Source organism: Pseudarthrobacter sp. ATCC 49987, assembly GCF_009928425.1.
Lineage (GTDB): Bacteria > Actinomycetota > Actinomycetes > Actinomycetales > Micrococcaceae > Arthrobacter.
This window is the reverse complement of the sequence record NZ_JAABNS010000001.1, coordinates 2,953,458-2,977,546: the sequence shown is the minus strand read 5'-3', so window position 1 is coordinate 2,977,546 and position 24,089 is coordinate 2,953,458. Positions and strand designations below refer to the sequence as shown.

20 protein-coding genes and 1 pseudogene are annotated in these 24,089 nt (G+C 66.7%); 17 read left to right on the top strand and 4 right to left on the bottom strand.

Annotated elements, in window-relative coordinates:
* Positions 1-139 precede the first annotated feature (139 nt).
* The 4 genes from GXK59_RS13750 to sucD all read left to right on the top strand — a co-directional run bounded on the left by GXK59_RS13750 (position 140) and on the right by sucD (position 4,533).
* Positions 140-1,477: a glycosyltransferase gene (locus GXK59_RS13750; RefSeq protein ID WP_160667579.1), complete on the top strand. Its 1,338-nt coding sequence runs from the start codon at positions 140-142 to the stop codon at positions 1,475-1,477.
* 39 nt (positions 1,478-1,516) lie between these two features.
* The gene (locus GXK59_RS13745; RefSeq protein ID WP_160669178.1) at positions 1,517-2,224 is read left to right on the top strand and encodes a hypothetical protein; all 708 of its coding nucleotides are present in this window, start codon (positions 1,517-1,519) and stop codon (positions 2,222-2,224) included.
* 224 nt (positions 2,225-2,448) lie between these two features.
* Complete coding sequence (sucC, locus tag GXK59_RS13740; RefSeq protein WP_024365876.1) at positions 2,449-3,618, top strand: ADP-forming succinate--CoA ligase subunit beta; 1,170 nt, start codon at positions 2,449-2,451, stop codon at positions 3,616-3,618.
* A gap of 12 nt (positions 3,619-3,630) precedes the next feature.
* Complete coding sequence (gene sucD / locus GXK59_RS13735; protein WP_018776033.1) at positions 3,631-4,533, top strand: succinate--CoA ligase subunit alpha; 903 nt, start codon at positions 3,631-3,633, stop codon at positions 4,531-4,533.
* A gap of 116 nt (positions 4,534-4,649) precedes the next feature.
* On the opposite strand, the gene GXK59_RS13730 is transcribed toward sucD, so the two are convergent.
* Positions 4,650-5,132 (bottom strand): SRPBCC family protein, encoded by a 483-nt coding sequence (locus GXK59_RS13730; RefSeq protein ID WP_160667577.1) that lies wholly within the window; start codon positions 5,130-5,132, stop codon positions 4,650-4,652.
* Positions 5,129-5,470 (bottom strand): ArsR/SmtB family transcription factor, encoded by a 342-nt coding sequence (locus GXK59_RS13725; protein WP_160669177.1) that lies wholly within the window; start codon positions 5,468-5,470, stop codon positions 5,129-5,131. Before GXK59_RS13725 ends, GXK59_RS13730 begins: the two co-directional genes overlap by 4 nt.
* A 235-nt stretch (positions 5,471-5,705) precedes the next feature.
* Here GXK59_RS13725 and GXK59_RS13720 point away from each other — a divergent pair, with 235 nt between their 5' ends.
* From GXK59_RS13720 to GXK59_RS13670, 11 genes are all read left to right on the top strand, one after another.
* Positions 5,706-7,349, top strand: coding sequence for an alkaline phosphatase D family protein (locus GXK59_RS13720; RefSeq protein ID WP_160667575.1), 1,644 nt, complete (start codon positions 5,706-5,708; stop codon positions 7,347-7,349).
* Positions 7,350-7,432: 83 nt separating this feature from the next.
* Positions 7,433-8,665 carry an alkaline phosphatase family protein gene (locus tag GXK59_RS13715; RefSeq protein ID WP_160669176.1) on the top strand — a complete coding sequence of 411 codons (1,233 nt, stop codon included), beginning with the start codon at positions 7,433-7,435 and terminating at the stop codon, positions 8,663-8,665.
* 177 nt (positions 8,666-8,842) lie between these two features.
* Entirely contained in the window at positions 8,843-9,247 is a 405-nt protein-coding gene (locus tag GXK59_RS13710) for a tautomerase family protein (RefSeq protein ID WP_160667573.1), read from the top strand.
* A gap of 216 nt (positions 9,248-9,463) precedes the next feature.
* Positions 9,464-10,465 (top strand): 5-dehydro-2-deoxygluconokinase, encoded by a 1,002-nt coding sequence (gene iolC, locus GXK59_RS13705; RefSeq protein WP_160667571.1) that lies wholly within the window; start codon positions 9,464-9,466, stop codon positions 10,463-10,465.
* Positions 10,462-11,427 carry a Cgl0159 family (beta/alpha)8-fold protein gene (locus GXK59_RS13700; RefSeq protein ID WP_160667569.1) on the top strand — a complete coding sequence of 322 codons (966 nt, stop codon included), beginning with the start codon at positions 10,462-10,464 and terminating at the stop codon, positions 11,425-11,427. Before iolC ends, GXK59_RS13700 begins: the two co-directional genes overlap by 4 nt.
* Positions 11,428-11,466: 39 nt before the next feature.
* Entirely contained in the window at positions 11,467-13,395 is a 1,929-nt protein-coding gene (gene iolD, locus GXK59_RS13695; protein ID WP_160667567.1) for a 3D-(3,5/4)-trihydroxycyclohexane-1,2-dione acylhydrolase (decyclizing), read from the top strand.
* 47 nt (positions 13,396-13,442) lie between these two features.
* Positions 13,443-14,951 (top strand): CoA-acylating methylmalonate-semialdehyde dehydrogenase, encoded by a 1,509-nt coding sequence (locus GXK59_RS13690; protein ID WP_160667565.1) that lies wholly within the window; start codon positions 13,443-13,445, stop codon positions 14,949-14,951.
* 93 nt (positions 14,952-15,044) lie between these two features.
* The gene (locus tag GXK59_RS13685) at positions 15,045-15,956 is read left to right on the top strand and encodes a sugar phosphate isomerase/epimerase family protein (protein ID WP_160667564.1); all 912 of its coding nucleotides are present in this window, start codon (positions 15,045-15,047) and stop codon (positions 15,954-15,956) included.
* Between the two features lie 16 nt (positions 15,957-15,972).
* Complete coding sequence (locus tag GXK59_RS13680) at positions 15,973-16,986, top strand: Gfo/Idh/MocA family protein (RefSeq protein WP_160667562.1); 1,014 nt, start codon at positions 15,973-15,975, stop codon at positions 16,984-16,986.
* Between the two features lie 92 nt (positions 16,987-17,078).
* A complete protein-coding gene (locus tag GXK59_RS13675; protein ID WP_160667560.1) occupies positions 17,079-17,954 on the top strand; it encodes a sugar phosphate isomerase/epimerase family protein in 876 nt (291 codons plus the stop codon).
* Complete coding sequence (locus GXK59_RS13670) at positions 17,951-19,357, top strand: sugar porter family MFS transporter (protein ID WP_160667558.1); 1,407 nt, start codon at positions 17,951-17,953, stop codon at positions 19,355-19,357. Before GXK59_RS13675 ends, GXK59_RS13670 begins: the two co-directional genes overlap by 4 nt.
* 86 nt (positions 19,358-19,443) lie before the next feature.
* Here the strand turns inward: GXK59_RS13670 and GXK59_RS13665 are convergent, their stop codons facing one another.
* Positions 19,444-19,893 carry a MarR family winged helix-turn-helix transcriptional regulator gene (locus tag GXK59_RS13665; RefSeq protein WP_160667556.1) on the bottom strand — a complete coding sequence of 150 codons (450 nt, stop codon included), beginning with the start codon at positions 19,891-19,893 and terminating at the stop codon, positions 19,444-19,446.
* 172 nt (positions 19,894-20,065) lie between these two features.
* Between GXK59_RS13665 and GXK59_RS13660 the strand changes: the two genes are divergently transcribed.
* Positions 20,066-21,295 carry an MFS transporter gene (locus tag GXK59_RS13660; protein WP_160667554.1) on the top strand — a complete coding sequence of 410 codons (1,230 nt, stop codon included), beginning with the start codon at positions 20,066-20,068 and terminating at the stop codon, positions 21,293-21,295.
* A 60-nt stretch (positions 21,296-21,355) separates the two neighbouring features.
* On the opposite strand, the pseudogene GXK59_RS13655 reads toward GXK59_RS13660, so the two are convergent.
* Positions 21,356-22,838, bottom strand: a pseudogene (locus GXK59_RS13655) (DUF222 domain-containing protein).
* Positions 22,839-23,080: 242 nt separating this feature from the next.
* Here GXK59_RS13655 and GXK59_RS13650 point away from each other — a divergent pair.
* A complete protein-coding gene (locus GXK59_RS13650; protein WP_160667552.1) occupies positions 23,081-24,076 on the top strand; it encodes a substrate-binding domain-containing protein in 996 nt (331 codons plus the stop codon).
* Positions 24,077-24,089: the final 13 nt, after the last annotated feature.

Sequence of the window (24,089 nt, the reverse complement as noted above, 5' to 3'; positions counted from 1 at the left end):
AAGGTCGCTGCCGTCCGGAGAAATGCTGCCGTCCAGGATCATTGTGCCGCGGACCCGACGCGCCTAAAGTCGAGAATGGGGCGCCAGCACGCGGACTCCGCTGCGTGGCGAAACGTCAGGATTGCGACGGAGCTGCGGCATGAAAGTTCTGTTGGCCAGCCAGGCCATCGCCGGACACTTCAATCCCATGACGGGCATCGGCGTCCGCCTCAAGGACGAGGGCCACGACGTCGGCTGGTACACCGGCCGCACATTCGCCGGCAAAGTCGACGAGCTGGGCATCCGGCACTACCCGTTCGATCGCGCGATTGAGCACACCGCGGACAACCTCAACGAGCTCTACCCGCAACGCGCCAGTCTCAAGGGGCCCATGGCCATCCGGTTCGACGGCGAACGGATCTTCGCGAGCAACGTCACGAATTTCTTCGAAGACATCAGGGACGTGCAACAGCGGTTCCCCTTCGACGTCGTGGTCGCGGACAACACCATGTTCGTCCAGCGGCTCCTGGCCGTTGTGCTGGGCAAACCGGTCGTCAGCGTCGTCCCCATCGGCAACATGGAAAGTGACCCGCTGGTGCCCCCGATGTTCTTCGGCTTCTCCCCGGCCCGGACCCCGGCCCACAAGATCCTCCATGCCGGTGCCCGGCTGGTCTCGGACCAGTTCGTCACCAAGCCGGCGCGCATCAGCTATGTCCGGCAACTGCGCGGCTACGGCCTCCGCACCGACGGCGGGAAGCCCATCACCGATGAGCCCTACCGGTGGTCGCAGGCGATCATCCAGACCGGCACCGCGTCGCTGGACTTCCCGCGGCGGAACGTCAACCCGAAAGTCCACTACGTCGGCGCCCTCTTGCCGCACCGCGCAGCAGGAGCCGCCGACACCGCCGCCGACGAAGTCCCGGACGTCCGGCGGACGACGGCGGCCGGTACCTACCGCCGGACCGTCGTCGTCACCCAGGGAACGGTGGACAACAGGGATCCGGCCAAACTGATGGTCCCCACCCTTGAGGCGCTGAAGGATACGGGCGCCCTCATCGTCGTCGCGACTGGCGGTGCGGGCACCGGCGAACTGAGGCGCACGTACCCGCAGCCCAACGTGGTCATCGAGGACTTCGTCGACTTCGCCCAGGTCTTCCCCGTCACGGACGTTTTCGTCACCAAGGGCGGGTTCGGCGGGGTGCTGCTTGCCCTCTCGCACGGGGTTCCGCTCGTGACGGCCGGACTCAACGAGGGGAAGAACGACGTCAATGCCCGGGTGGCGTACGCCGGCGTCGGGGTGAACCTGAAAACCGAGACGCCCAGCGCCGCAGCCATCCGTTCCGCAGTCGACACCGTGCTGGGCGATCCGTCCTGGCGTGCGCGGGCGGAGGCGATGGGCGGACAGTTCGAGGCGGAAGACAGCGTCGGCGCCGCCGTCGACGTCATCAAAGCCGCCGTCGCGTCCGGCGGAACGCCCGGCACCGGCAGCGGGGCCTGACGCCGGCAGCCGCAGAAGCCGGGCGTGCCTGCAGGCATAATGGAGCGCATGCGACGGACACTTCTGGGGATCCTGGCCGCCCTCCTCCTGCTGGCGGCCACGGCGTGCACTGTCACGCAGAAAGACCCGGACTATATCCCGCCCGCACCCCTGCCCGCGCTGGAGCAGCTCATGCAGGCGCCCCTCGCGGACGCGGGGAACTACTCCGCCGGCCAGGACATCCTCAGCTTCGTCACGGCAGACCGGAACGTGGTCTGCTCCCTGACGTCGGCCCGCGGCGAGCACGTGAACCTCCCGTATGAGCAGAACGGTTATTCGGACCCCGCCAACAACAAGCTGGCGAACGTCCCGGTAGCGCACTGCGAACTGGCGGCCTACCCCGCACCGGCGGCGAAGGACATCGCCGACGACTGCGGCGGGACGGGTCTGGGCTACCTGGGAGGTGCCGCGCTGCTCACCCCGGAGCACGCCGCCTACGGCGAATGCCGCTCCGGCGTCACAGAGCAGGAAGCGGAATTCGGGCCCAAGGGAAACCGCGCCGGCCCCATCGCCGGGCTTCCCGTGCTCGAAGAGGGCCAGAACCTGGAACGCAACGGGCTTCGCTGCTCCGCCTACAACGGCGGGGTTGCCTGCGGAAACGTCTCAGCCGGCGTCGCTTTCTTCGTTGCGCGGGACCATTACGAACTGATCTCCGACGCCGGCAAACAAGCCTCCCCGGGCCCGTCGGAAGCCCCAAAATCCCCGTAATCCCGCGGTTTTTCTACGCTTCATAGAATAGTGTCCTTACTCACATAACGGGTACTCTGGGACGGGCTGCTCCCAAGGAAGGACTAGAGTTCCGAAAGGAGTATTGCGCCGTGTGGCTCGTTTCCAAGCTAGTCCCAGGGTGCGTTTATTCCGCAGCCCGGTAACCGCGAGAACGTGGGGTCCGGCTGTACAGAAACTACTTCGACGTAGAAGGACACTAAACCGTGGACCTGTTTGAATACCAGGCGCGCGATATGTTCGAGGCGCACGGTGTACCCGTGCTTGCTGGCATCGTGGCGCACACCCCTGAAGAAGCAAAGGCAGCTGCCGAGAAAATCGGCGGCGTAACTGTCGTAAAGGCGCAGGTCAAGGCCGGAGGCCGCGGCAAAGCCGGCGGCGTCAAGGTCGCCAAGACCGCTGACGAGGCGTTTGAACACTCCACCAACATCCTCGGGATGGACATCAAGGGTCACACCGTCCACCGCGTGATGATCGCCCAGGGTGCGGACATCGCCGAGGAATACTACTTCTCCGTCCTTCTGGATCGGGCCAACCGCAACTACCTGGCCATGTGCTCGGTAGAAGGCGGCATGGAAATCGAGCAGCTCGCCGTTGAGCGCCCCGAGGCCCTGGCCAAGATCTCGATCGACCCGGCCGTCGGCATCGACCAGGCCAAGGCCGACGAAATCGTCGCCGCTGCAGGCTTCGCCGAGGAACTGCGCGGCAAGGTTGCCGGCGTCATCCTGAAGCTCTGGGACGTTTTCAAGAAGGAAGACGCCACCCTCGTTGAGGTCAACCCGCTGGTCCTGACCGGTGCCGGTGACATCGTTGCCCTCGACGGCAAGGTCTCCCTCGACGAGAACGCCGACTTCCGCCACCCGAAGCACGCGGCCCTTGAAGACAAGGACGCTGCCGACCCGCTGGAGGCCAAGGCCAAGGCGCAGGACCTCAACTACGTCAAGCTGGACGGCTCCGTGGGCATCATCGGTAACGGTGCCGGCCTGGTCATGTCCACCCTCGACGTCGTCGCCTACGCCGGCGAGAACCACGGCAACGTGAAGCCCGCCAACTTCCTGGACATCGGCGGTGGAGCTTCCGCCGAAGTCATGGCCGCAGGCCTCGACGTCATCCTGGGCGATCCGCAGGTCAAGTCCGTGTTCGTCAACGTCTTCGGCGGCATCACCGCCTGTGACGCCGTCGCCAAGGGCATCGTTGGTGCACTGGCCGAGCTGGGCCACTCCGCGAACAAGCCGCTGGTAGTCCGCCTCGACGGCAACAACGTTGAGGAAGGCCGCCGCATCCTGGCCGAGGCCAACCACCCGCTGGTTACCCTGGCCGCCACCATGGACGAGGGCGCCGACAAGGCCGCCGAGCTCGCCAACGCAGCGAAGTAAAGGGACCCGACTATGTCTATTTATCTGAACAAGGACTCCAAGGTCATCGTCCAGGGCATCACCGGCGGCGAAGGCACCAAGCACACCGCCCTGATGCTGAAGGCCGGCACCAACGTCGTTGGCGGCGTCAACGCCCGCAAGGCCGGCACCACGGTCCTGCACGGCGACACCGAGATCACCGTCTTCGGCACCGTCAAGGAAGCCATGGCCGAGACCGGCGCTGACGTCTCCATCGTCTTCGTACCCCCGGCCTTCACCAAGGACGCCGTCGTTGAAGCCATCGAGGCCGGCATCGGCCTGGTCGTTGTCATCACCGAAGGCGTGCCGGTCCAGGACTCCGCCGAGTTCTGGGCACTGGCCCAGTCCAAGGTCGACGCCAACGGCAAGCAGGTCACCCGCATCATCGGACCGAACTGCCCCGGCATCATCACCCCGGGTGAGGCCCTCGTCGGCATCACCCCGGCGAACATCACGGGCAAGGGTCCCATCGGCCTCGTCTCCAAGTCAGGCACCCTGACCTACCAGATGATGTACGAACTGCGGGACCTTGGCTTCTCCACCGCCATCGGCATCGGCGGCGACCCGGTCATCGGCACCACCCACATCGATGCCCTCGAAGCGTTCGAAGCGGACCCGGAGACCAAGGCGATCGTCATGATTGGCGAAATCGGCGGCGACGCCGAAGAGCGTGCCGCGGACTACATCAAGGCACACGTCACGAAGCCGGTTGTCGGCTACGTGGCCGGCTTCACCGCTCCGGAAGGCAAGACCATGGGCCACGCAGGCGCCATCGTCTCCGGCTCCGCGGGCACCGCCCAGGCCAAGAAGGAAGCCCTCGAGGCTGCCGGCGTCAAGGTCGGCAAGACGCCGTCCGAGACCGCCAAGCTCCTGCGCGAGGTCTTCGCCACCCTCTAGGGCCGAAGCACCACCAAGCACCAAGACAACGCGGGGTCACTAACGGCCCGTCCCACTCGCTGGGATGGGCCCGGAGTGACCCCGCGTTGTCTGTTTAAGTACGACGGCGCTGCGCCTCAGACTTTGGCGCCGGCCAGGACCTCCTCGAGCCGTTCGTAGGCTTCGGTCAATCCGCCTTCCATGCCGGACTGGGCCATGCCGTCGCGGGCCTCCATGCTGGGGTACACCGCGTGCGCCGTCAGCCGGGTGCGGCCGCCGCCAAGATCCTCAAAGGTCAGGAACTCGATGCTGACGACGTCCGGGTAGCCGTCGTACTCGAAGGTCTGGATGGCGAAGTCGTTTTCCCGGACCGTGTGGAAGACCCCGGTGAAACCGTGGGGGACGCCGTCCGGTCCGGTGTGGGTATAGCGGTAGCTGCCGCCGGTACGGAACTCGTAGTGGTCGATGTCCATCTTCATGCGCCGGGGTCCGAGCCACTGGGCGACCAGCTCGGGCTCCTGGTGGGCCCGGAAGACATCGGCGACCGGAAAATCGAACTCCCGCTCGAAATCGATATACGGAAGTCCCTCCGGAACAGTGACTTTCAGGGCGTTGGTCATGGTGATTCCTTTGCCTGGGTGCCGCGTGCCGCGGCCTCTGATTGGAGCACAGCGTCAAGGCTGCGGAACTGCCCCTCGCGGACCAGCCGGTACTGGTCGATCCATGCGGTGAGCGCCTCCAGCCGTGCGGGGTTCAGGTGGACGGGCCGGCGCTGGGCGTCACGGGTGCGCGTGACCAGCTGTGCCTGCTCGAGGACCTGGATGTGTTTCGAGACCGCCTGCTTGGTGATCGCGAAAGGTTCCGCCAATTCATTCACGGTGGCCGGACCCCGGCTGAGCCGGGAGATGATGCGGCGGCGGACGGGGTCGGCAAGGGCCAGGAACGCGGAGTCGAGCATTCCGTCGTCGCGTTCGTCCACTGCGTGCACCACCTCCTTGCCGCGCCTAATCAATCTAAAGGTTGATCAACCGTGTGGTTGTTTAAGGATAAAACGTGGCCGGCAGCAACGCAAGGGGGTCTATCGCTCCGACTGCGGGAATGGGCACTGCGCCACGGGGAACAGTGGGCGAACGTCGGGTTAACTGAGTGGGAAACCGCCGGTTGGTGGTGGAATCATCCGGATACTGGAAGGCATGACTACATTTACTCGTCGTCAAGTACTGCGTTCAGCAGGGGTCGCTGCCGTGGCCGGAGCCATGGCCACCAGCACTCCCGCGGGCGCGTTTTCAGCCTCCCAGACCGGCCTCTTTGGCCACGGGATCGCCTCAGGAGATCCCATGCCGGGCAGCGTGCTGCTGTGGACCCGCGTCACGCCCACCCCGGAATCACTGCCCGGCAGCGGTGCCGGCCCGGACGTTTCCGTCCGCTGGGAAATATCCGCCGATTCAGGATTCACAAAAGTGGTGGCCCGCGGTACAGCCGCCACCGGCCCGGCCCGCGACCACACGGTCAAGGTTGTTGCCGGCCGGCTGCTGCCCGCCACGAGCTACTGGTACCGGTTCACGCTCGCGGAGGAGACCTCACCCGTAGGCCGCACCCGGACCGCACCGGCGGCCGGGGCGGCGGTGGACCGGCTGAAATTCGGGGTCGTGTCCTGCGCGAACTGGCAGGCTGGCTACTTCTCCTCCTACCGCCATCTGGCCGCTCGGGGCGATCTCGACGCCGTCCTCCACCTCGGGGACTACCTCTACGAATACGCACCCGGCGACTACCAGGCCCGCGACGTGGTGGTCCGCCCGCACGATCCGGCCTTCGAGATGACCCAGCTGGCGCACTACCGCCGCCGCCATGCCCAGTACAAGACCGACCCCGACCTCCAGTCGCTGCACGCCGCGGCTCCGTTCATCGTGACCTGGGATGACCACGAATCGGCCAACGACGCCTGGAAGGGCGGGGCCGAAAACCACACTCCGGGCGTCGAAGGCGACTGGAGTGAGCGCTTCGCCGCCGCGCACCAGGCCTATGCCGAGTGGATGCCCGTCCGCTACGAGCCGGGTGGCCAGATCTACCGCCGCCTGGACTTCGGCTCCCTGGCCAGCCTGTCCATGCTGGACCTGCGCTCCTACCGCGACCAGCAGGCCGCCAACGGTACGGATCCCGCCGTCGGCAGCCCCGCACGGACCATCACGGGCGCCGCACAGATGGATTGGCTACTGGAGAACCTCAAGTCCGCGGGCCCGCAGTGGAAGCTCGTGGGCAACCCCGTCATGATTGCGCCCGTCCGCGTCCCCTCGACGCTGAGCATCGCCGAGCTGGCCGGTGTGCAAAAGCTGATGGGCGGGACCAGCATCAGCGGTGTCCCATACAACGTGGACCAGTGGGACGGCTACGAGGCGGACCGCAACCGCGTGGTCCGCCATCTGCGGGATAACGCCGTGAAGGACACCGTCTTCCTCACCGGCGACATCCACTCCGGCTGGGCCTGCGACATCCCCGCGGATCCGGCCACCTACCCGGCCACCGGCGATTCCGTGGCCGCGGAACTGGTCTGCACGTCCGTCACGAGCGACAACCTCGACGACATCCTGAACGTTCCGCCCCGGACCGGATCCGTTACCGTGGAGAACGCCATCAAGGCGGCCAACCCGCACGTGAAATACCTGGACTTCGACTCGCACGGCTATTCCGTCCTGGACGTAACCGCCGCCGGCGTCAGGATGGACTGGTACGTCCTCGCCGAACGCACCGCCGCCGGTTCAGGAGCCACCCTGTCCACATCATTCAACGTTCAAGCCAACACCGGCAAAGTCACGCCGACGCAGGGAGGACTCCAGTGAGCCGTTCACCGAAGCAGGGCCGTTCACTTCAGCAGGGCACGCCCGCCAGCAACAGACTCTCGACGCCGGGACGCCGGCAGTTCCTGCAACTCGCCGCCGCCGGCGGTGCCGCCGTCTTGCTTTCCGCCGCGCCGGGCACCGCCTGGGCCGCCCCGGCGACGGGCCGCACCCGGAGCTACGTGCTGGTGGTGGACGGCTGCCGGCCGGACGAGATCACACCCGCCCTGACGCCGCGACTCGCTGCCCTGCGCGATGCCGGCACCAACTTCCCCGCGGCACGCTCCCTGCCGGTGATGGAAACCATTCCGAACCACGTCATGATGATGACGGGGGCGCGGCCGGACCGTTCCGGCGTGCCGGCCAACGCCATCTTCGACCGGGCCGAAGGCGTGGTCCGCGACCTCGACCGGTCCAGCGACCTGCACTTCCCGACCCTCCTGGAGCGGCTGCAGGAGCGCGGCCTCACCACCGGATCGGTGCTGAGCAAGAAGTATCTCTACGGCATCTTCGGCACCCGCGCCAGCTTCCGCTGGGAACCCCAGCCGCTGCTGCCGGTCACCGGACACGCGCCCGACGCCGCCACGATGGACGCACTCCTGGCGATGGTGAGCGGGCCGGACCCGGACTTTGTGTTCACCAACCTGGGTGACATTGACCGCATGGGCCACTCTGACATTTCCGGAACCACGCTGCGGGCCGCGCGGGAAGCTGCCCTCGCGGACACCGACATGCAGGTGGGCCGCTTCATCGACCACCTCAAGAGTGCCGGCAAGTGGGACTCCAGCGTGGTGATGGTGCTCGCCGACCATTCTATGGACTGGTCCATCCCCAGCAACGTCATCTCGATCAACCTCGTCCTCCAGTCCCATCCGGAGCTGCAGTCCAACATCACGATTGCCCAGAACGGCGGCGCGGACCTGCTGTATTGGACCGGCCCCGAACCGGACCGCGCAGCCGGACTGGCCGCCGTCGAACAGTTGGTCAGTGCGCATGAGGGCGTCCTGTCGGTCAATAGGCCGGCGGACCTGCGGCTGGGCGCCGAGGCCGGAGACCTCGTGGCCTACTGCCGCGCGGGCTGGCGCTTCTCCGACCCATACGTGGCGTACAATCCCATTCCGGGCAACCACGGCCACCCCGCCACGGAGCCGATTCCGTTCTTCGTGACCGGCGGCAGCCCGCGGGTGGTCAAGGGGGCAGTGTCCTCCGAAGCTGCCCGGACCGCCGACGTCGCGCCGACCCTCGGCGTGATCTACGGGCTGAAGCCCCCTGCCGGCGGCTACGACGGCACGGCCCGGAGCTCTGCCTTCACCGGGTAGCCCGGGTCTGCCTCACAGGCTCCGAATAAGACAACGCGGGGTCACTTCGCGCCCATCCCACGCCCCCTGGGATAGGCGCGAAGTGACCCCGCGTTGTTTTTTGCGCCGCAGGCAAGCCTTGCATCCCTCACCTCCGCTTTGTTAGTATGTCAGGACAAACTATTGAAGGAGTGGCGAGTGCCTCTCGTGCGAATCGACGTCAATCAGGGCCGGACCCCGGAGCAGCTCCGCGCGCTCAGCCAGGGAATCCACGGCGCCATCGTGGGTGAATACGGCATTCCGGAGCGGGACTACTTCCATGTCCTGACCGAACATCCCGCGGGGCAGATCGTCGCCCAGGACGCCGGCCTCGGCTTCGAGCGGACGCCGGATGTCGTGATGATCCAGATCTTCACCCAGGCCGGGCGCAGCCAGGAGGCCAAGCAGTCCCTGTTTGCCGCCATCGCGGCAAGGCTGGCTGCCGAAGGGGTCGCCGGCGAGGACGTCTTTATCGGCTACGTCGAGAACACTGCGGGGGACTGGTCGTTCGGTTTTGGCCGGGCGCAGTATGTCACCGGCGAACTCGGCGTCCCCGGCAAGTAGCCCTCGAGGCACGCCGGGCGGCCCCCGACGCCGCCGCGCGCCGGGGCCGATACGCCCCCTCGTGTCATCTTGTAAATATGTCAGTACAAACCTTTGACAGTACATGGATTCTAGGGCAAAGTAGTGGATGTGGCCTGGCTCACGCCGGCCGCCTAAACGCCGAAGCTCAGGCTGCGCAAAGGTACCGAGTTCTCACCAGAAAGGTCCGCGATCACCGTGACCCACGAACTGCTCACGATCGGGCGCATCAGCGTTGATATCTACCCGAACGACATCGGGGTGGATCTGGAGGATGTCACGTCCTTCGGAAAGTACCTTGGCGGATCTCCGTCCAACGTGGCGGTTGCCGTCGCCCGGCACGGCCGCCGCACCGCCGTCATCAGCCGCACCGGCGACGACGCCTTCGGCAGATACCTGCACCGCGAACTGCGCAAGTTCAAGGTGGACGATTCCTATGTCACCGCCGTCAAGGAATGGCCCACCGCGGTCACGTTCTGCGCGATCAAGCCGCCGGAGGACTTCCCGCTCTACTTCTACGGACGGTTCCCCACCGCCCCGGACCTGCAGATCAAGGCCGAGGAGCTGGACCTGAACGCCATCAGGGACGCCGGAATCTTCTGGTCCACGGTCACCGGCCTTTGCCAGGAACCCAGCCGGACCGCCCATATCAAGGCGCATGAGGCGCGGTCCCGCACAGGACTGAAGCCCGGCCAGTACACCATCCTGGACCTGGACTACCGGCCGATGTTCTGGGCCTCCGAAGCCGATGCCCGGGAACAGGTCGCCAAAATCCTCCCGCACGTCACCGTCGCGATCGGCAACGACAAGGAATGCGCCGTCGCCGTCGGCGAAGGCACCCCGGACGAGCAGGCCGACCGCCTGCTCGCGGCCGGCGTCGAGATCGCCGTCGTGAAACTCGGACCGGAAGGCGTCATGGCCAAGACCCGTACCGAACGCGTCGTCTCCGCCCCCGTGCCGGTGGAAACCGTCAACGGCCTGGGCGCCGGCGACTCCTTCGGCGGAGCCTTCTGCCACGGGATGCTCTCCGGCTGGCCGCTCGCCCAGGTCCTCGACTTCGCCAACGCCGCCGGCGCCCTCGTTGCGTCCCGGCTGTCCTGCGCCGACGCGATGCCGACGCCGGAGGAAGTCACCGGCCTGCTCGCCGAACGCGGCCGCCTTGTGCCGGGCACCTACGCCACCGAAGGAGCAACCCTGTGAGTGTCAACCACGCCGCCGCCACCCTCACGGTGGACGACGATCCCCGCCGTTACGAGCACCTGAGCATCATCCGGCTCGAGGATCCGGCTGCGATCTCCCGTGCCGCGAAGGCCCGCCGCCGCCATCCCGGCGTCAAGGCCGGCAAACAGAACTTCATCGTCGCCGCCGACCACCCGGCCCGCGGTGCGCTTGCGGTCGGCAGCGATCCCGTGGCCATGGCCGACCGCCGCCAGTTGCTGGACCGGCTCCAGATCGCCCTGGCCAACCCGGATGTGGACGGTGTCCTGGCTTCCCCGGACATCATGGACGACCTGCTCCTGCTGGGCGCGCTCGAGGGCAAGCTGCTCTTCGGCTCGATGAACCGCGGCGGGCTCTCCGGCCTCGTGAATGAACTCGACGACCGCTTCACCGGCCACACCGCGGCCGCCCTCGAAGCCCTCGGCGCCGACGGCGGCAAGATGCTCACGCGCATCTGCCTCGGCGACCCGGACACTGTGGCCACGCTCGAGGCAACGGCCAAAGCCATCGACTCCCTCTCCGAGCGCAGGCTCATCGCGATGGTGGAGCCGTTCCTCTCCGTCCGCGAGCACGGCAGGGTCCGCAACGACCTGTCCACCAACGCCGTCATCAAGTCCGTCGCCATCGCCGAGGGCCTGGGCTCCAGCAGCGCCTACACCTGGATGAAACTTCCCGTGGTGGCCGAAATGGAGCGCGTCATGGCGTCCACCACCTTGCCAACCGTGCTCCTCGGCGGAGACCCGGACAGCAGCCAGGACGAGGTCTTCGCCAGCTGGCAGGACGCCCTCGCGCTGCCGGGCGTCCAGGGCCTCACCGTCGGCCGGACCCTGCTCTACCCGCAAGACGGCGACGTCGCGGGAGCCGTGGCAACTGCCGCCTCGCTCCTGCACCACACCGAATCCACCCGCACCGAATCCACCCGCGCCGCAGAAGTATCGGAGTAACTTCCCATGGGAACCAGAACTGCCTCAGGAACACGCAGAATGACAGTCGCCCAGGCGGTCGTCGAATACCTGTCCCAGCAGTACACCGTCGATTCAATCGGCGGCCAGGACTATCGGGAGCGGCTGATCCCGGGAACTTTCGGGATCTTCGGCCACGGCAATGTTGCCGGCGTCGGCCAGGCCCTCAAGCAGTACCAGCAGCTGGATCCCACGATCATGCCGTACTACCAGGGCCGCAACGAACAGGCCCAGGCCCACCAGGCGGTCGGCTACGCCCGCCACACCCGGCGCCGCCAGACCTTCGCGATCAGCACCTCGATCGGCCCGGGTTCCTCGAACCTGCTGACCGGCGCGGCCCTGGCCACGACCAACCGGCTGCCCGTACTCCTGTTGCCGAGCGATACCTTCGCCACCCGCGCCGCGGACCCCGTCCTGCAGCAGCTCGAGCAGCCCTACGCCTACGACATCACGGTCAACGACGCCTTCCGGCCCCTCTCGAAGTTCTTCGACCGCGTCTCCCGGCCCGAGCAGCTGTTCTCCGCTTTCCACCACGGCCTCCGTGTCCTCACCGACCCGGCCGAAACCGGTGCCGTAACCATCTCGCTGCCCCAGGACGTCCAGGCCGAGGCCTTCGACGTGCCGGAGGAATTCCTCGCCGAACGCGAATGGCGGATCCGCCGCCCGGACGCCGACGACGAGGACGTCCGCCGCGCCGCCGACGCCATCCGCGCCGCCAAGCGCCCGCTCATCATCGCCGGCGGCGGCGTGCTCTACGCCTACGCCAACGAGGAACTCGCGAAGTTCGTCGAACTGACCGGCATCCCGGTGGGCAACACCCAGGCCGGCGTCGGTGTCCTGCCCTGGGACCACAAATTCTCCCTCGGCGCGATCGGCTCCACCGGCACGACGGCGGCCAACGCCATCGCAGCCGAGGCGGACCTCATCATCGGCATCGGCACGCGCTACGAGGACTTCACCACCGCATCCCGGACCGCGTTCCAGAACCCGGACGTGAAGTTCATCAACATCAACGTCGCCGCGATCGACGCCTACAAACACGGCACCTCGCTGCCGATCGTCGCCGACGCCCGCAGGGCCCTCATCAAGCTGAACCAGGCCCTCGGCGGCTACCGGATCGGCGCCGACCTGGAACAGCAGATCGCGAACGAGAAGACCCGCTGGAACGCCACCGTGGACGAAGCCTTCGACACCCGCTTCACCCCGCTCCCGGCCCAGAACGAGATCATCGGCGCCACAAGCCGTGCCATGGACGCCCAGGACGTCGTCATCTGCGCCGCCGGCTCCCTCCCGGGCGACCTGCACAAAATGTGGCGCGTCCGGGACCCGTTCGGATACCATGTCGAATACGCCTACTCCTGCATGGGCTACGAAATCCCCGGCGGTCTCGGCGTCAAGCGTGCCGCGCTGGCAGAAGCCGCGAAGGGCGGGGCACAGCGCGACGTTGTCGTGATGGTGGGGGACGGCTCCTACCTCATGATGCACACCGAACTGGTCACCGCCGTCGCCGAGCGGATCAAGCTGATCGTGGTCCTGATCCAGAACCACGGCTACGCCTCCATCGGCTCACTCTCCGAATCCCTCGGCTCCCAGCGCTTCGGCACCCAGTACCGGGCCCTGGACGAGGAGCACCACAGCTTCGACGACGGCGACCGGCTCCCCGTGGACCTGGCCCTGAACGCCGAAAGCCTCGGCGTGAAAGTGATCCGGATCGAACCGGGGGAGAAGGTCATCGCCGAGCTCGAACAGGCCGTTCGCGATGCCAAAGCGGCCCCCGAGCGCGGCGGCCCGATCGTCATCCACGTTGAATCCGACCCGCTGCTGGACGCGCCCAGTTCCGAGTCCTGGTGGGACGTTCCGGTCTCCCAGGTCTCCGAGCTCGACTCCACGAAACAAGCCTTCCAGACCTACGTCGACCACAAGAGCCGCCAGCGCAAGCTGCTCGGCTGACCCGGCCTCCCGGGCCACCCCAGACTCCAACTCCCAAGGACCTTCCCATGACCACCGTCACCACCAACACCATCCACCACTTCATCAACGGCGCCGAAACCGCAGGCGTCGGCACCCGCACCCAGCCCGTCTACAACCCCGCCACCGGTGCCGTCGCCGCAGAGCTGCGGCTGGCCAACCGGGCCGACTTGGACGCCACCGTCGCCGCCGCCCGCGCGGCCGCCGACAGCTGGGGCGACATCTCCCTCGCCAAGCGCACCGCCGTCCTGTTCAAGTTCCGCGAACTCGTCGCTGCCCACGTGGACGACCTCGCCGAGCTGATCACGGCCGAGCACGGCAAAGTCCTCTCCGACGCCAAGGGCGAGATCGGCCGCGGACTGGAGGTCATCGAATTCGCGTGCGGCATCCCGCAACTGCTCAAGGGCGACTACTCAGACCAGGTCTCCACGGGGATCGATGTGTTCTCCTTCCGCGAGCCGCTCGGCGTCGTCGCCGGCATCACCCCGTTCAACTTCCCGGTTATGGTGCCGCTGTGGATGGCGCCGATGGCGATCGCCACGGGCAACGCCTTCATCCTCAAGCCCTCCGAACGCGACCCCTCCGCCTCAATGCTGCTGGCCAAGCTGTGGAAGGACGCGGGCCTGCCCGACGGCGTCTTCCAGGTCCTGCACGGCGACAAGGAAACCGTCGAAGGCCTCCTCACCCACCCGGACGTGGACGGCATCTCCTTCGTCGGCTCCACCCCCATCGCCCAGTACGTCCACGAAACCGCCACCAAGCACGGCAAGCGCGTCCAGGCCCTGGGCGGGGCGAAGAACCACGCCATCATCATGCCCGACGCCGACCTCGACAACGCCGCGGACCACCTCGCCGCCGCCGCCTTCGGCTCCGCCGGCGAACGCTGCATGGCCATCTCGGTCGCCGTCGCCGTCGGCGAGGCCGCCGATCTGCTGGTCAAAAAAGTCGAGGAGCGCGCGCTCGCCGTCAAGGTCAACAACGGCACCGTGCCCGACGCCGAAATGGGCCCGGTCATCACGCCGGCCTCCAAGGACCGCATCGTCCGGATCGTCACCGAAGCCGAAACCGCCGGTGCCGCGATGGTGGTGGACGGCCGCGGCCTCGTGGTCCCCGGCCACGAGGACGGCTTCTGGATCGGTCCCACCGTCCTGGACCACGTCAAGACCGAAATGACCGCGTACAGCGAGGAAATCTTCGGCCCCGTCCTCGTCGTCGTCCGGGTCGAGGACCTCGACGCCGGCATCGCGCTGATCAACGCCAACCCCTACGGCAACGGTACCGCCATCTTCACCTCCTCGGGCGCCAACGCCCGCAAGTTCCAGCGCTCCGTCACGGTGGGCATGATCGGCATCAACGTGCCGCTGCCCGTCCCGGTGGCCTACCACTCCTTCGGCGGCTGGAAGGCCTCCCTGTTCGGCGACAAGCACATGTACGGTCCCGACGGAGTGTCCTTTTACACCCGAGGCAAGGTGGTCACCTCCCGCTGGCCCGAACCGACCCACGTCTCGGGCGCCTCCTACAACTTCCCCTCCAACTAATCCCCACCCACCAACCACGATCGACTGCTCCGTAACCGCCGTTTTGAGCGTCCAAAACGGCACCTGCGGAGCAATCGATGAGAAGGAATGGCAATGACTGAGAACAAGCTGATCATCGGCACCGCGCCGGACTCCTGGGGTGTCTGGTTCGCGGATGACCCGAAGCAGACCCCGTGGGAACGCTTCCTCGACGAGGTCGCCGAATCCGGCTACAAGTGGATCGAACTCGGCCCCTACGCCTACCTCCCGACCGACCCGGCACGCCTCGCCGAAGAACTCAAGCAGCGCGACCTCAAGATCAGCGCCGGCACCGTGTTCACCGCGTTCCACCGGGGCCTGGACCAGTGGGAATCCGCGTGGGAGCCGGCCCGCAAGGTCGCCGGACTCACCGCCGCCATGGGCGGGGAACACGTGGTGGTCATCCCGGCCATGTGGCGCGACGACGTCACCGGCGAAGCCGTGGAAAGCGGGGTGCTCACGGAAAAGGCCTGGAGCGATCTCTTCGCCGGCCACAACCGCCTGGGCAAGACCCTGCTGGAGGACTTCGGCCTGAAGCAGCAGTTCCACTCCCATGCTGACTCCCATGTCGGCGCGCAGGCGGACATTGAGACCCTGCTCGCCTCCACCGACCCGAAGTACCTGAACCTGTGCCTGGACACCGGCCACGCCGAATACTGTGGGGCCTCCAGCCTCGACCTGATCAAGAACTACCCCGACCGGATCGGCTACCTGCACCTCAAGCAGATCAACCCGGACATCCTCAAAAAGGTCAACGAGGAGAACATGACGTGGGCCGCGGCCAACCTGGCCGGCGTCATGACCGAACCGCCGAACGGGCTCCCGGACCTGCGCGCCGTCATCGACGCCGTCGAGGCGCTGAACCGGCCGATCTTTGGCATTGTGGAACAGGACATGTACCCCGTGGCCTTCGATGTGCCCATGCCGATCGCCAAGCGCACCCGCAACTACCTGCTCTCCTGCGGCTCCCGTTCCGCTGTCAACTAGAACTGAGGACAAGATCATGACCAGAACCCTCCGCGTAGCTGTCATTGGCGCCGGCCGTATGGGCGCAGACCACATCCAGCGGCTCAACACCCGCATCCACGGCGCGGAAGTCGCCGCCGTCGTCGACGTCGACCTCGCTCGCGCCCAGGCCGCCATCGAAGGCATCCCCGGCGCCGTCGCCCTGGCCGACGCCGACGAAGCCCTCAACAACGGCGACGTCAACGCCGTGCTGATCGCCACCCCGGGCTTCCTGCATGAGGACATCCTGCTCAAGGCGATCGCCAAGGACATCCCGATCCTCTGCGAGAAGCCGCTCACCCCGGATGCCGAGTCCGCCTGGAAGATCGTCCAGGCCGAGGAAAAGCTGGGCCACCAGCGCATCCAGGTCGGCTTCATGCGCCGCTTCGACGCCGAATACGCCGCCCTCGGCAAGATCATCCGCGACTCCGAACTCGGCGAACTGCTCATGCTGCACCACCAGCACCGCAACCCCACCACCCCCGCGGGCTTCACCAACGAGATGCTGATCAACGACTCCGTGGTCCACGAATTCGACGCGATCCGCTACTTCACCGGCGAGGAAATCACGTCCGTCCAGGTCCGTCTCGGCAAGGCCACCCGGAACGCCCCGGCCGGCCAGCACGACCCGCAGCACGTCCTGATCGAGACCGAGTCCGGTGTCCTGGCCGACGTCGAGATCTACGTCAACGCCAAGTTCGGCTACGAGGTGGCCACCCAGGCGTCCTTCGAGGACGGCATTGTCAGCATCGGCGGTGACCAGGGCCCCTATACCCGCAGCAACGGCCGCTGGGGCGGCAACGTCACCCCCGGCTTCGAGGAGCGTTTCGGTGCCGCGTACGACGTCGAAATCCAGTCCTGGGTGGACGCCGCCCTGCGCGGCGAAATAGGCGGCCCGACCGCCTGGGACGGGTACGCCACCGCCGCCTGCTGCGAGGCCGGCGTCGAGGCGCAGAAGAACGGCGAAAAGGTCGCTGTGAAACTGAACCCCAAGCCCGCACTGTACCGCTAAGAACGCGCCGCCGGCCGGTGACCACTACTGCCAAGAACGCAGCGCCGGCCGGCGCCCAGGTCCCCGCCAGATCCACAATGGAGTGTTCCGAAGTGAAAATCGCCCTTGATCCCACGCCGTTCCACCACTCGCACAGCCTGCTCGAATTTCCCCGCGTGGTGGCTGACCTCGGCTACAAGTACATGCAGATGACCCCGCACGCCGATTTCATCCCGTTCTTCAACCACCCGAAGGCTGATGACGAGCTGGTGGGCCAGCTGAACAAGGCCTGCAGGGACGCGGGGATTGAAATAGCCTCCGTCCTGCCGGTGCTGCGCTGGTCCGGCCCGGATGAGGATGCCCGCGAGGCTGCTGTCCGGTACTGGAAGCGTGCCATCCAGATTGCCGTGGACCTTGGCGTCCACACCATGAACACCGAATTCAGCGGCCGCCCGGAGAAAGCCGAGGAATCCGAGCGCGCGTTCTACCGCTCCATGGAGGAACTGCTCCCCATCATCGAGCGGGAGGGCATCGACCTGCTGATCGACCCGCATCCGGACGACTTCGTCGAGGAGGGCCTGGCCGCGATCCGGGTGATCCGCGGACTCAACTCCAAGAACGTCGGCCTCGTCTACGTCGCCTCGCACAGCTTCCACATGCAGAACGCCCCGCTGGACATCATGCGCGCGGCGGGGGACAAGCTTCGCCTGGTCCACGTCGCCGACACCATGGACCACCACGCCTCGCACGGTCTGCGCTACATCACCAACCCGCCCGGAAACCCTGTCCGGGTGCACCAGCACCTGAAGATCGGCGACGGCGACGTGAACTGGGACGAGTTCTTCGGCGGCCTGAAGGAAATCGGCTTCCTCGACCGCGAGGACACCGTGATGGTCTCCAGCGTCTTCGCCGAGGACGACAACGCCACGGAGGTTTCCCGCTACCAGCTGGAGACCATGAAACAGCAGATCCAGAAGGTGAGCGTATGACGTCGACGGCAACCGCCCAACAGCGGAAGGCGCCCGGAAACCACAAGCGGGCGCTGCGCACTGCGACCATCATCTCCACTTTCGGCGGGTTGCTTTTCGGCTACGACACCGGCGTCATCAACGGCGCCCTGCCCTACATGCAGGAGGACCTGGGCCTCACGCCGTTGACCGAAGGGCTCGTGACTTCCTCGCTGCTCTTCGGCGCCGCCTTGGGCGCCCTGTTCGGCGGGCGCCTCGCTGACCGCAACGGACGACGCAAAATGATCATGGTGCTAGCCGTCATCTTCCTGATCGGCACCCTGGCCTGCACCTTCGCCCCGAACACCGAGGTGATGATCCTGGCCCGCTTTGTCCTCGGCCTCGCCGTCGGCGGCGCCTCCGTCACCGTCCCGGTGTACCTCGCCGAAGTCTCGCCGAGCGCCCGGCGCGGACGGATCGTCACCCAGAACGAGCTGATGATCGTTACCGGCCAGCTGCTGGCCTTCATCTTCAACGCTTACCTTGGCAACACCTTCGGCGAATCCGGCGGGATCTGGCGGTGGATGCTCGTGATCGCCACGCTGCCCGCGATCGCGCTTTGGATCGGCATGAATTTTATGCCCGAAAGCCCCCGCTGGCTGGCCTCGATGGGCAGCTTCGGCGAAACCCTCAGCGTGCTGCAACGGATCCGCTCCCAGTCGGAGGCCCGGGCCGAGTTCGAGGAAGTCAAGGCGATGGCCGTGGAGGACTACAAGTCCAAGATGGGTTCCTGGAAGGACCTCGGCGTCCCCTGGCTACGCCGCATCTTCGTAGTGGGTGTCGGCCTCGCTGTCATCCAGCAGATCACCGGCGTGAACTCGATCATGTACTACGGCACCCAGATCCTCGCCCAGTCGGGCTTCGGCAGGGAGGCCGCGTTGACGGCGAACATCGCCAACGGCGTCATCTCCGTCGTGGCCACGTTTATGGGGATCTGGCTGCTGGGCAAGGTAGGCAGGCGCAGGATGCTCATCACCGGCCAGCTCGGCACAACCGCGGCGCTGCTCCTGATCGGGTTCTTCTCGCTGGTCCTGCCCGAAGGCACCACCCGCGGCTTCGTGATCCTCGCTTTGACGGTGACGTTCCTGGCGTTCCAGCAGGGCGCGATATCCCCGGTCACCTGGCTGATGCTGTCCGAGATCTTTCCGCTGAAGATCCGCGGCCTGGGCATGGGCGCCTCGGCCTTCGTGCTGTGGACGGTGAACTTCCTGGTGGGTTTCGGCTTCCCGCAGCTCCTTGCCGCCATCGGGCTCTCCAACACCTTCTTCGTCTTTGCCGTGCTGGGCGTCGGTGCCATCGCGTTCGCCGCGAAGTTCATTCCGGAAACCAAGGACAAGAGCCTGGAAGACCTCGAGCACCACTTCAAACAACTGGCCGCCAAGTAACCAGCCAAGCGTCACCACCACAAAGCCCTGCCCCGCGGTCCGACGCGGGCAGGGCTCAGTGTGTGTCCGGAGGTTGCTCTGTCGCGCTAAACGGCGGCGTGCAGCTTGGGGAGGGCGTCGACCAGGGGCGCGAGCTCCGGTATGTCCTGCGCCTCGGCCAGCGCACGCTCCAGCGTCGCGTCGTGGCTGGGCCGGGCTGCCTCCAGCAGCTTGATGCCACTCGGGGTGAGCTCGGTGTAGATTCCCCGGCGGTCATCGGCACAAAGGATCCGGGTCAGCAGGCCCCGGTCCTCGAGCCGGTTGACCAGACGGGTAGTGGCGCTGGCGCTCAGTGCAGTGGCGCGGGCCAGCTGCTGCATCCGCATATGCCAGCCGTCCTGGCGGCTCAACGCATCCAATACGGTGTACTCCACGACGGACAGTTGCGCCACGGCCTGCAGTGCGCGCTCCAGCTCGGCCTCGATCAGTCCGTGCAGGGCCGCCAGGGTCCGCCAGCCTTGCGCCCGGACCTCGACGGCGTCGTCCTTGATGCCCATCAGTTCTTCCCTTCAAATCAGCCTGCCCCGCCCCGGGAGATCCCGAAGCACAGGCAGCCCACAAATTAGTTGCTTGCGCGGCATACTTGCTTGTGCAACAATAAATAACGCGTCTGCAACTAATAGCTTACGCCTCGCAATTCTTTCCGTACAGTTTTGAAGGAGCTCCTCCATGCCCATTGGCCTGATAGCACTCGCCCTCGGCGGGTTCGGGATCGGACTCACCGAGTTCGTCATCATGGGCCTGCTGCCCGAAGTGGCCGCAGACTTCCAGGTCAGCGAGGCCACGGCGGGCTGGCTCATCTCCGGCTACGCGCTCGCCGTCGTCGTCGGGGCACTGCTGCTGACCGCCGCCGTCACACGCTTCGAGCGCAAGCCGGTGCTGGCCGTGCTGATGGTGCTGTTCATCGCCGGCAACCTGGTCTCCGCGATCGCCCCCGACTACGCCCTGATGATGACCGGCCGGATCATTGCGGCGCTCGCGCACGGCGCCTTTTTCGGCATCGGCGCGGTGGTGGCCGCCAGTATGGTCGCCCCCACCAAAAAGGCCGGGGCAATCGCCATCATGTTCACCGGGCTCACGGCCGCCAACGTGCTGGGCGTGCCGTTCGGCACGATGCTGGGCCAGGCCGCCGGCTGGCGGTCCACCTTCTGGGCAATTACGGGTATCGGCGTCCTGGCCCTTGTGGGGATCCTGACGCTGGTGCCCAGGACGGGTGCCGGCGAAGTTGCGGCAGGAGGTCTGCGGGGGGAACTCCGGGCCTTCCGCTCCGGCCAGGTCTGGCTCTCCATCCTGGTCACCATCCTCGGCTACGGCGGCATGTTCGGCGCCTTCACCTACATCGCCTACACGCTCACCGAGGTCACCGGATTCTCCGCCTCCACTGTGCCGTGGCTGCTCATCCTGTTCGGCGTGGGCCTTTTCATCGGCAACACCGTGGGCGGCAAGGCGGCTGACCGCAACGTGGACCGCACCCTGCTGGTGGCGCTCTCCGCCCTCGTCGTGGTCCTGGTGGCTTTCGCCTTCACCTCCGGCAGCCAGCCGATGACCATCGCGTCCATGGTGCTGCTGGGCGGCTTTGGCTTCGCCACCGTTCCGGGGCTGCAGATGCGCGTCATGAAGTACGCCACGACGGCTCCCGCCCTGGCCTCGGGAGCCAATATCGGCGCCTTCAACGTCGGAAACGCGCTCGGCGCCTGGCTGGGCGGCGTGACCATCACCGCCGGCCTCGGCTACACCTCGCCGATCTGGGCTGGCGCCGGCATCACCCTGCTCGGTCTGGGGGTTATGGCGTTCGCGGCGGCCGCCGCTAAGAAACGGCACGACGGCGGTGCCCCCGCGTCCGTTGTCGGTGACGACGTGGACAGCCAACACGAGGGCGTGGAACTCCAGCGGGCCTAACCGCTTGTTACCAACCTGCCTGCCCGGACAATTCCCGGGAGCGGCCCCAAACTTAGTCGGTCAGGCGTAGTGCAACAGGAAGTAGTCCAGGATGGATTCCTCGAGGGGCTCATGGAAGACCGGGTTCTCGGCGTCCGTGTTCGGCTCCGGGTTGGTTTCGAGGATGCCGGGGGGCCAGTGGGGTGGTTCCCAGTCCTGCTGTTCGCTGGGGTAGTGCCTTCCGGATGGTGAGGTCCAGCCGGGCGGTGCGTCTTTGCTGGCCCCGGCGGGTGTCCAGGCTGAGCTGTTTTTCAGTCGGTGATGTTTGCGGCAGGGCTGGCCGAGGTTGGAGATCCCGGTGGTGCCACCGTCGGCCCAGGCCAGGAGATGGTCGGCGTCGTTGTCCAGGGACGTGTTGTTGCAGCCCGGGAACGGGCACTTCCCGTCGCGGAGCCGCAGCCACTGCTGCACTGCCTTCGGCACCCGGTAGCTGGACCGGCCGATTTCCAGCGGCGCCCCGTCCCGCGGGTCAACCAGGACCCGGTAGAACGAATCCGCGCCTTCGGCGACGAGCCGGCGGGCCATCGAGGGCGGGATCGGCCCGTAGCCGTCCAGGACCGCCGGTTCCTCCCCGGCGCCGAGCAGGGACAGGACCGGGACGGTACCAGGACCTGCGCCCGCGGCGACGGCACACCCGCGCCTGCCACTTCGCCGTCGGCGAGTCCGCTGGTGAGCAGCCAGGTCGCGGCGACATCGGCGCGGAGCTGGGTGAGGGTCCTGGCCTCGTCCGGGCCTTGGAGGGCGCGGGCGGCGGCGGTGGTCCGGTCCCAGATCCCCGCCGCGGTATCGGCCGGCAGGTACGCGGAGAACCAGGCCATCCCGTCGGAGTCCGGGCGGAATTCGACCCGCCGGTCCGCAGCGCTCTTGGTGTGGCGTGTCTCGATGCTGTCCTGGTGGTGGCGTTCCCGCCAGGTGCGGGCCTTGGCCCGGAACCGGGACGGAACCAGTTCTCCGGCCGGGCAGCCGCGTGCCGGGTCGGGCGCGTCAGGGTCCAGGAAGTGCGCTTCCAGCCCGGCCGCCCCGGCCGGGTCCAGGCTGCTGGTTTCGTCGACGATGATCCGGGCGTGCGCCCACGAAATGGTCCCTGCCGTGAGTGCCGCGAGGGTCAGCGGCAACGCCGTCGTGAGGGCCTGGCACTCGGACAGGAACGCACCCGCGGTCCCCTCGCTCACGGTCAGGACACACGCGACCTCCGCCGTCACCGCCATCTCCTGGCAGGCAGAGTCCCGCAGCGACGCCGTCGGGGCGCCCGAGCCTGCGAGCCCTGCACGCAGTCCGCGGCCAGCCGCACCTTCAGCGCCGCTACCGGGGCTTCCAGCCGGGCCACCAAGGCCAGGCCGTCCAGGGAACCATCCACCAGATCCCGCAACGGATCAGTACGGTTACCGCCAGAGGAGCCGGCGCGCTCAGCGCCGGCCCCCGTGGAGGCAACCAGCGCGGCAAACGCCGCCCCGACCGCCGCCAGGGCTTCCCTGCTCTCGGCACTCCAGGCTGAGATATCCATCCACCAAGTACATCAGGGAGCTCTGACAATGAATCGAACCCTGTTTCCGGCTTTGCAGCGGGTCCTAAGGTAGCCATCATTTCGGAGGTTCGTTACGCGCACAGCGCCGTTAGTTACGTGATTACATCCTAATGTCAGGACAAACTATTGACATGAGTGAGCTAAGTCACCATGATCGAGGTAGGCATTATTCCGGCGGCTGCAAGGTAGCAGCCCGGAGCTGAAATCAAAGGAGATTCACGGTGGCTAAATTTTCTTTCCGCAAGGCGACCCTGGTTGCGGCGGTTGTTCCCATGCTGGCCCTGAGCGCGTGTTCCAGCACCGGCGGCAAGCCCGCAGACTCAGGCAATGCGGCCGGCGGTGGCCAGGTCGCCGCCACAGAGCGGATGAAGATCGCCCTGATCACCCACGCCGCAGCAGGTGACACTTTCTGGGACATCGTTCGCAAGGGTGCCGAGGAGGCATCGGCGAAGGACAACGTTGAGCTTCTCTACACGTCCGATCCCGAAGCCGGGCGCCAAGCCCAGCTCATCCAGCAGGCTATCGACCAGAAGGTCGACGGCATTGCGGTCACGCTCGCCAAGCCCGAAGCCCTCAAGGACGCGCTGAAAAAGGCCACCGACGCCGGCATCCCGATTGTGAGCCTCAACGCCGGAGAGGGGGTCTCGGCACAGCTGGGGGCGTTCACCCACTTCGGCTCGAACGAAAAGCTCGCCGGCGAGGCCGTCGGCACCCGGCTCGCGGCGGAGAACTTCAAACACCCGGTCTGCGTGATTCAGGAGCAGGGCCACGTCGGACTTGAAGCACGTTGCGCCGGCGTCAAGGCGAAGGTGCCTGGAACGGAGATCCTTTACGTCGACGGCAAGGACATGACCTCCGTCCAGTCCACCGCGACAGCCAAACTGCAAGCTTCCAAGGACGCCGACGTCATCATCGGCCTCGGCGCCCCCATCACACTGACACTCCTCAAGTCGGTCACGGATGCGGGCAGCTCTGCCAAGGTTGCAAGTTTCGACCTGAACGCGGACCTCGCCCAGAAGATCGTGGATGGTGCAGTTCTGTTCACAGTGGATCAGCAGCCGTGGCTGCAGGGCTACGGCGCCGTTGATGCGCTGTGGCAGAACAAGCGCGGCGGCTTCAGCATCGGCGGCGGCCTGTCGGTCCTGACCGGGCCGAGCCTCGTCGACAAGAGCAATGCGGCTGATGTCCTGACCTTCGCCAAGCAGGGTATCCGCTAACAGCCCGCTGGCC

What these genes read in the sequence shown, in the direction of transcription:
- GXK59_RS13750 (WP_160667579.1), top strand. Translation starts at nt 140, where the DNA reads ATGAAAGTTCTGTTGGCCAGCCAGGCCATCGCCGGACACTTCAATCCC.
- GXK59_RS13745 (WP_160669178.1), top strand. Translation starts at nt 1,517, where the DNA reads ATGGAGCGCATGCGACGGACACTTCTGGGGATCCTGGCCGCCCTCCTC.
- sucD (WP_018776033.1), top strand. Translation starts at nt 3,631, where the DNA reads ATGTCTATTTATCTGAACAAGGACTCCAAGGTCATCGTCCAGGGCATC.
- GXK59_RS13730 (WP_160667577.1), bottom strand. Translation starts at nt 5,132, where the DNA reads ATGACCAACGCCCTGAAAGTCACTGTTCCGGAGGGACTTCCGTATATC.
- GXK59_RS13725 (WP_160669177.1), bottom strand. Translation starts at nt 5,470, where the DNA reads ATGCTCGACTCCGCGTTCCTGGCCCTTGCCGACCCCGTCCGCCGCCGC.
- GXK59_RS13720 (WP_160667575.1), top strand. Translation starts at nt 5,706, where the DNA reads ATGACTACATTTACTCGTCGTCAAGTACTGCGTTCAGCAGGGGTCGCT.
- iolD (WP_160667567.1), top strand. Translation starts at nt 11,467, where the DNA reads ATGACAGTCGCCCAGGCGGTCGTCGAATACCTGTCCCAGCAGTACACC.
- GXK59_RS13690 (WP_160667565.1), top strand. Translation starts at nt 13,443, where the DNA reads ATGACCACCGTCACCACCAACACCATCCACCACTTCATCAACGGCGCC.
- GXK59_RS13685 (WP_160667564.1), top strand. Translation starts at nt 15,045, where the DNA reads ATGACTGAGAACAAGCTGATCATCGGCACCGCGCCGGACTCCTGGGGT.
- GXK59_RS13680 (WP_160667562.1), top strand. Translation starts at nt 15,973, where the DNA reads ATGACCAGAACCCTCCGCGTAGCTGTCATTGGCGCCGGCCGTATGGGC.
- GXK59_RS13670 (WP_160667558.1), top strand. Translation starts at nt 17,951, where the DNA reads ATGACGTCGACGGCAACCGCCCAACAGCGGAAGGCGCCCGGAAACCAC.
- GXK59_RS13665 (WP_160667556.1), bottom strand. Translation starts at nt 19,893, where the DNA reads ATGGGCATCAAGGACGACGCCGTCGAGGTCCGGGCGCAAGGCTGGCGG.
- GXK59_RS13660 (WP_160667554.1), top strand. Translation starts at nt 20,066, where the DNA reads ATGCCCATTGGCCTGATAGCACTCGCCCTCGGCGGGTTCGGGATCGGA.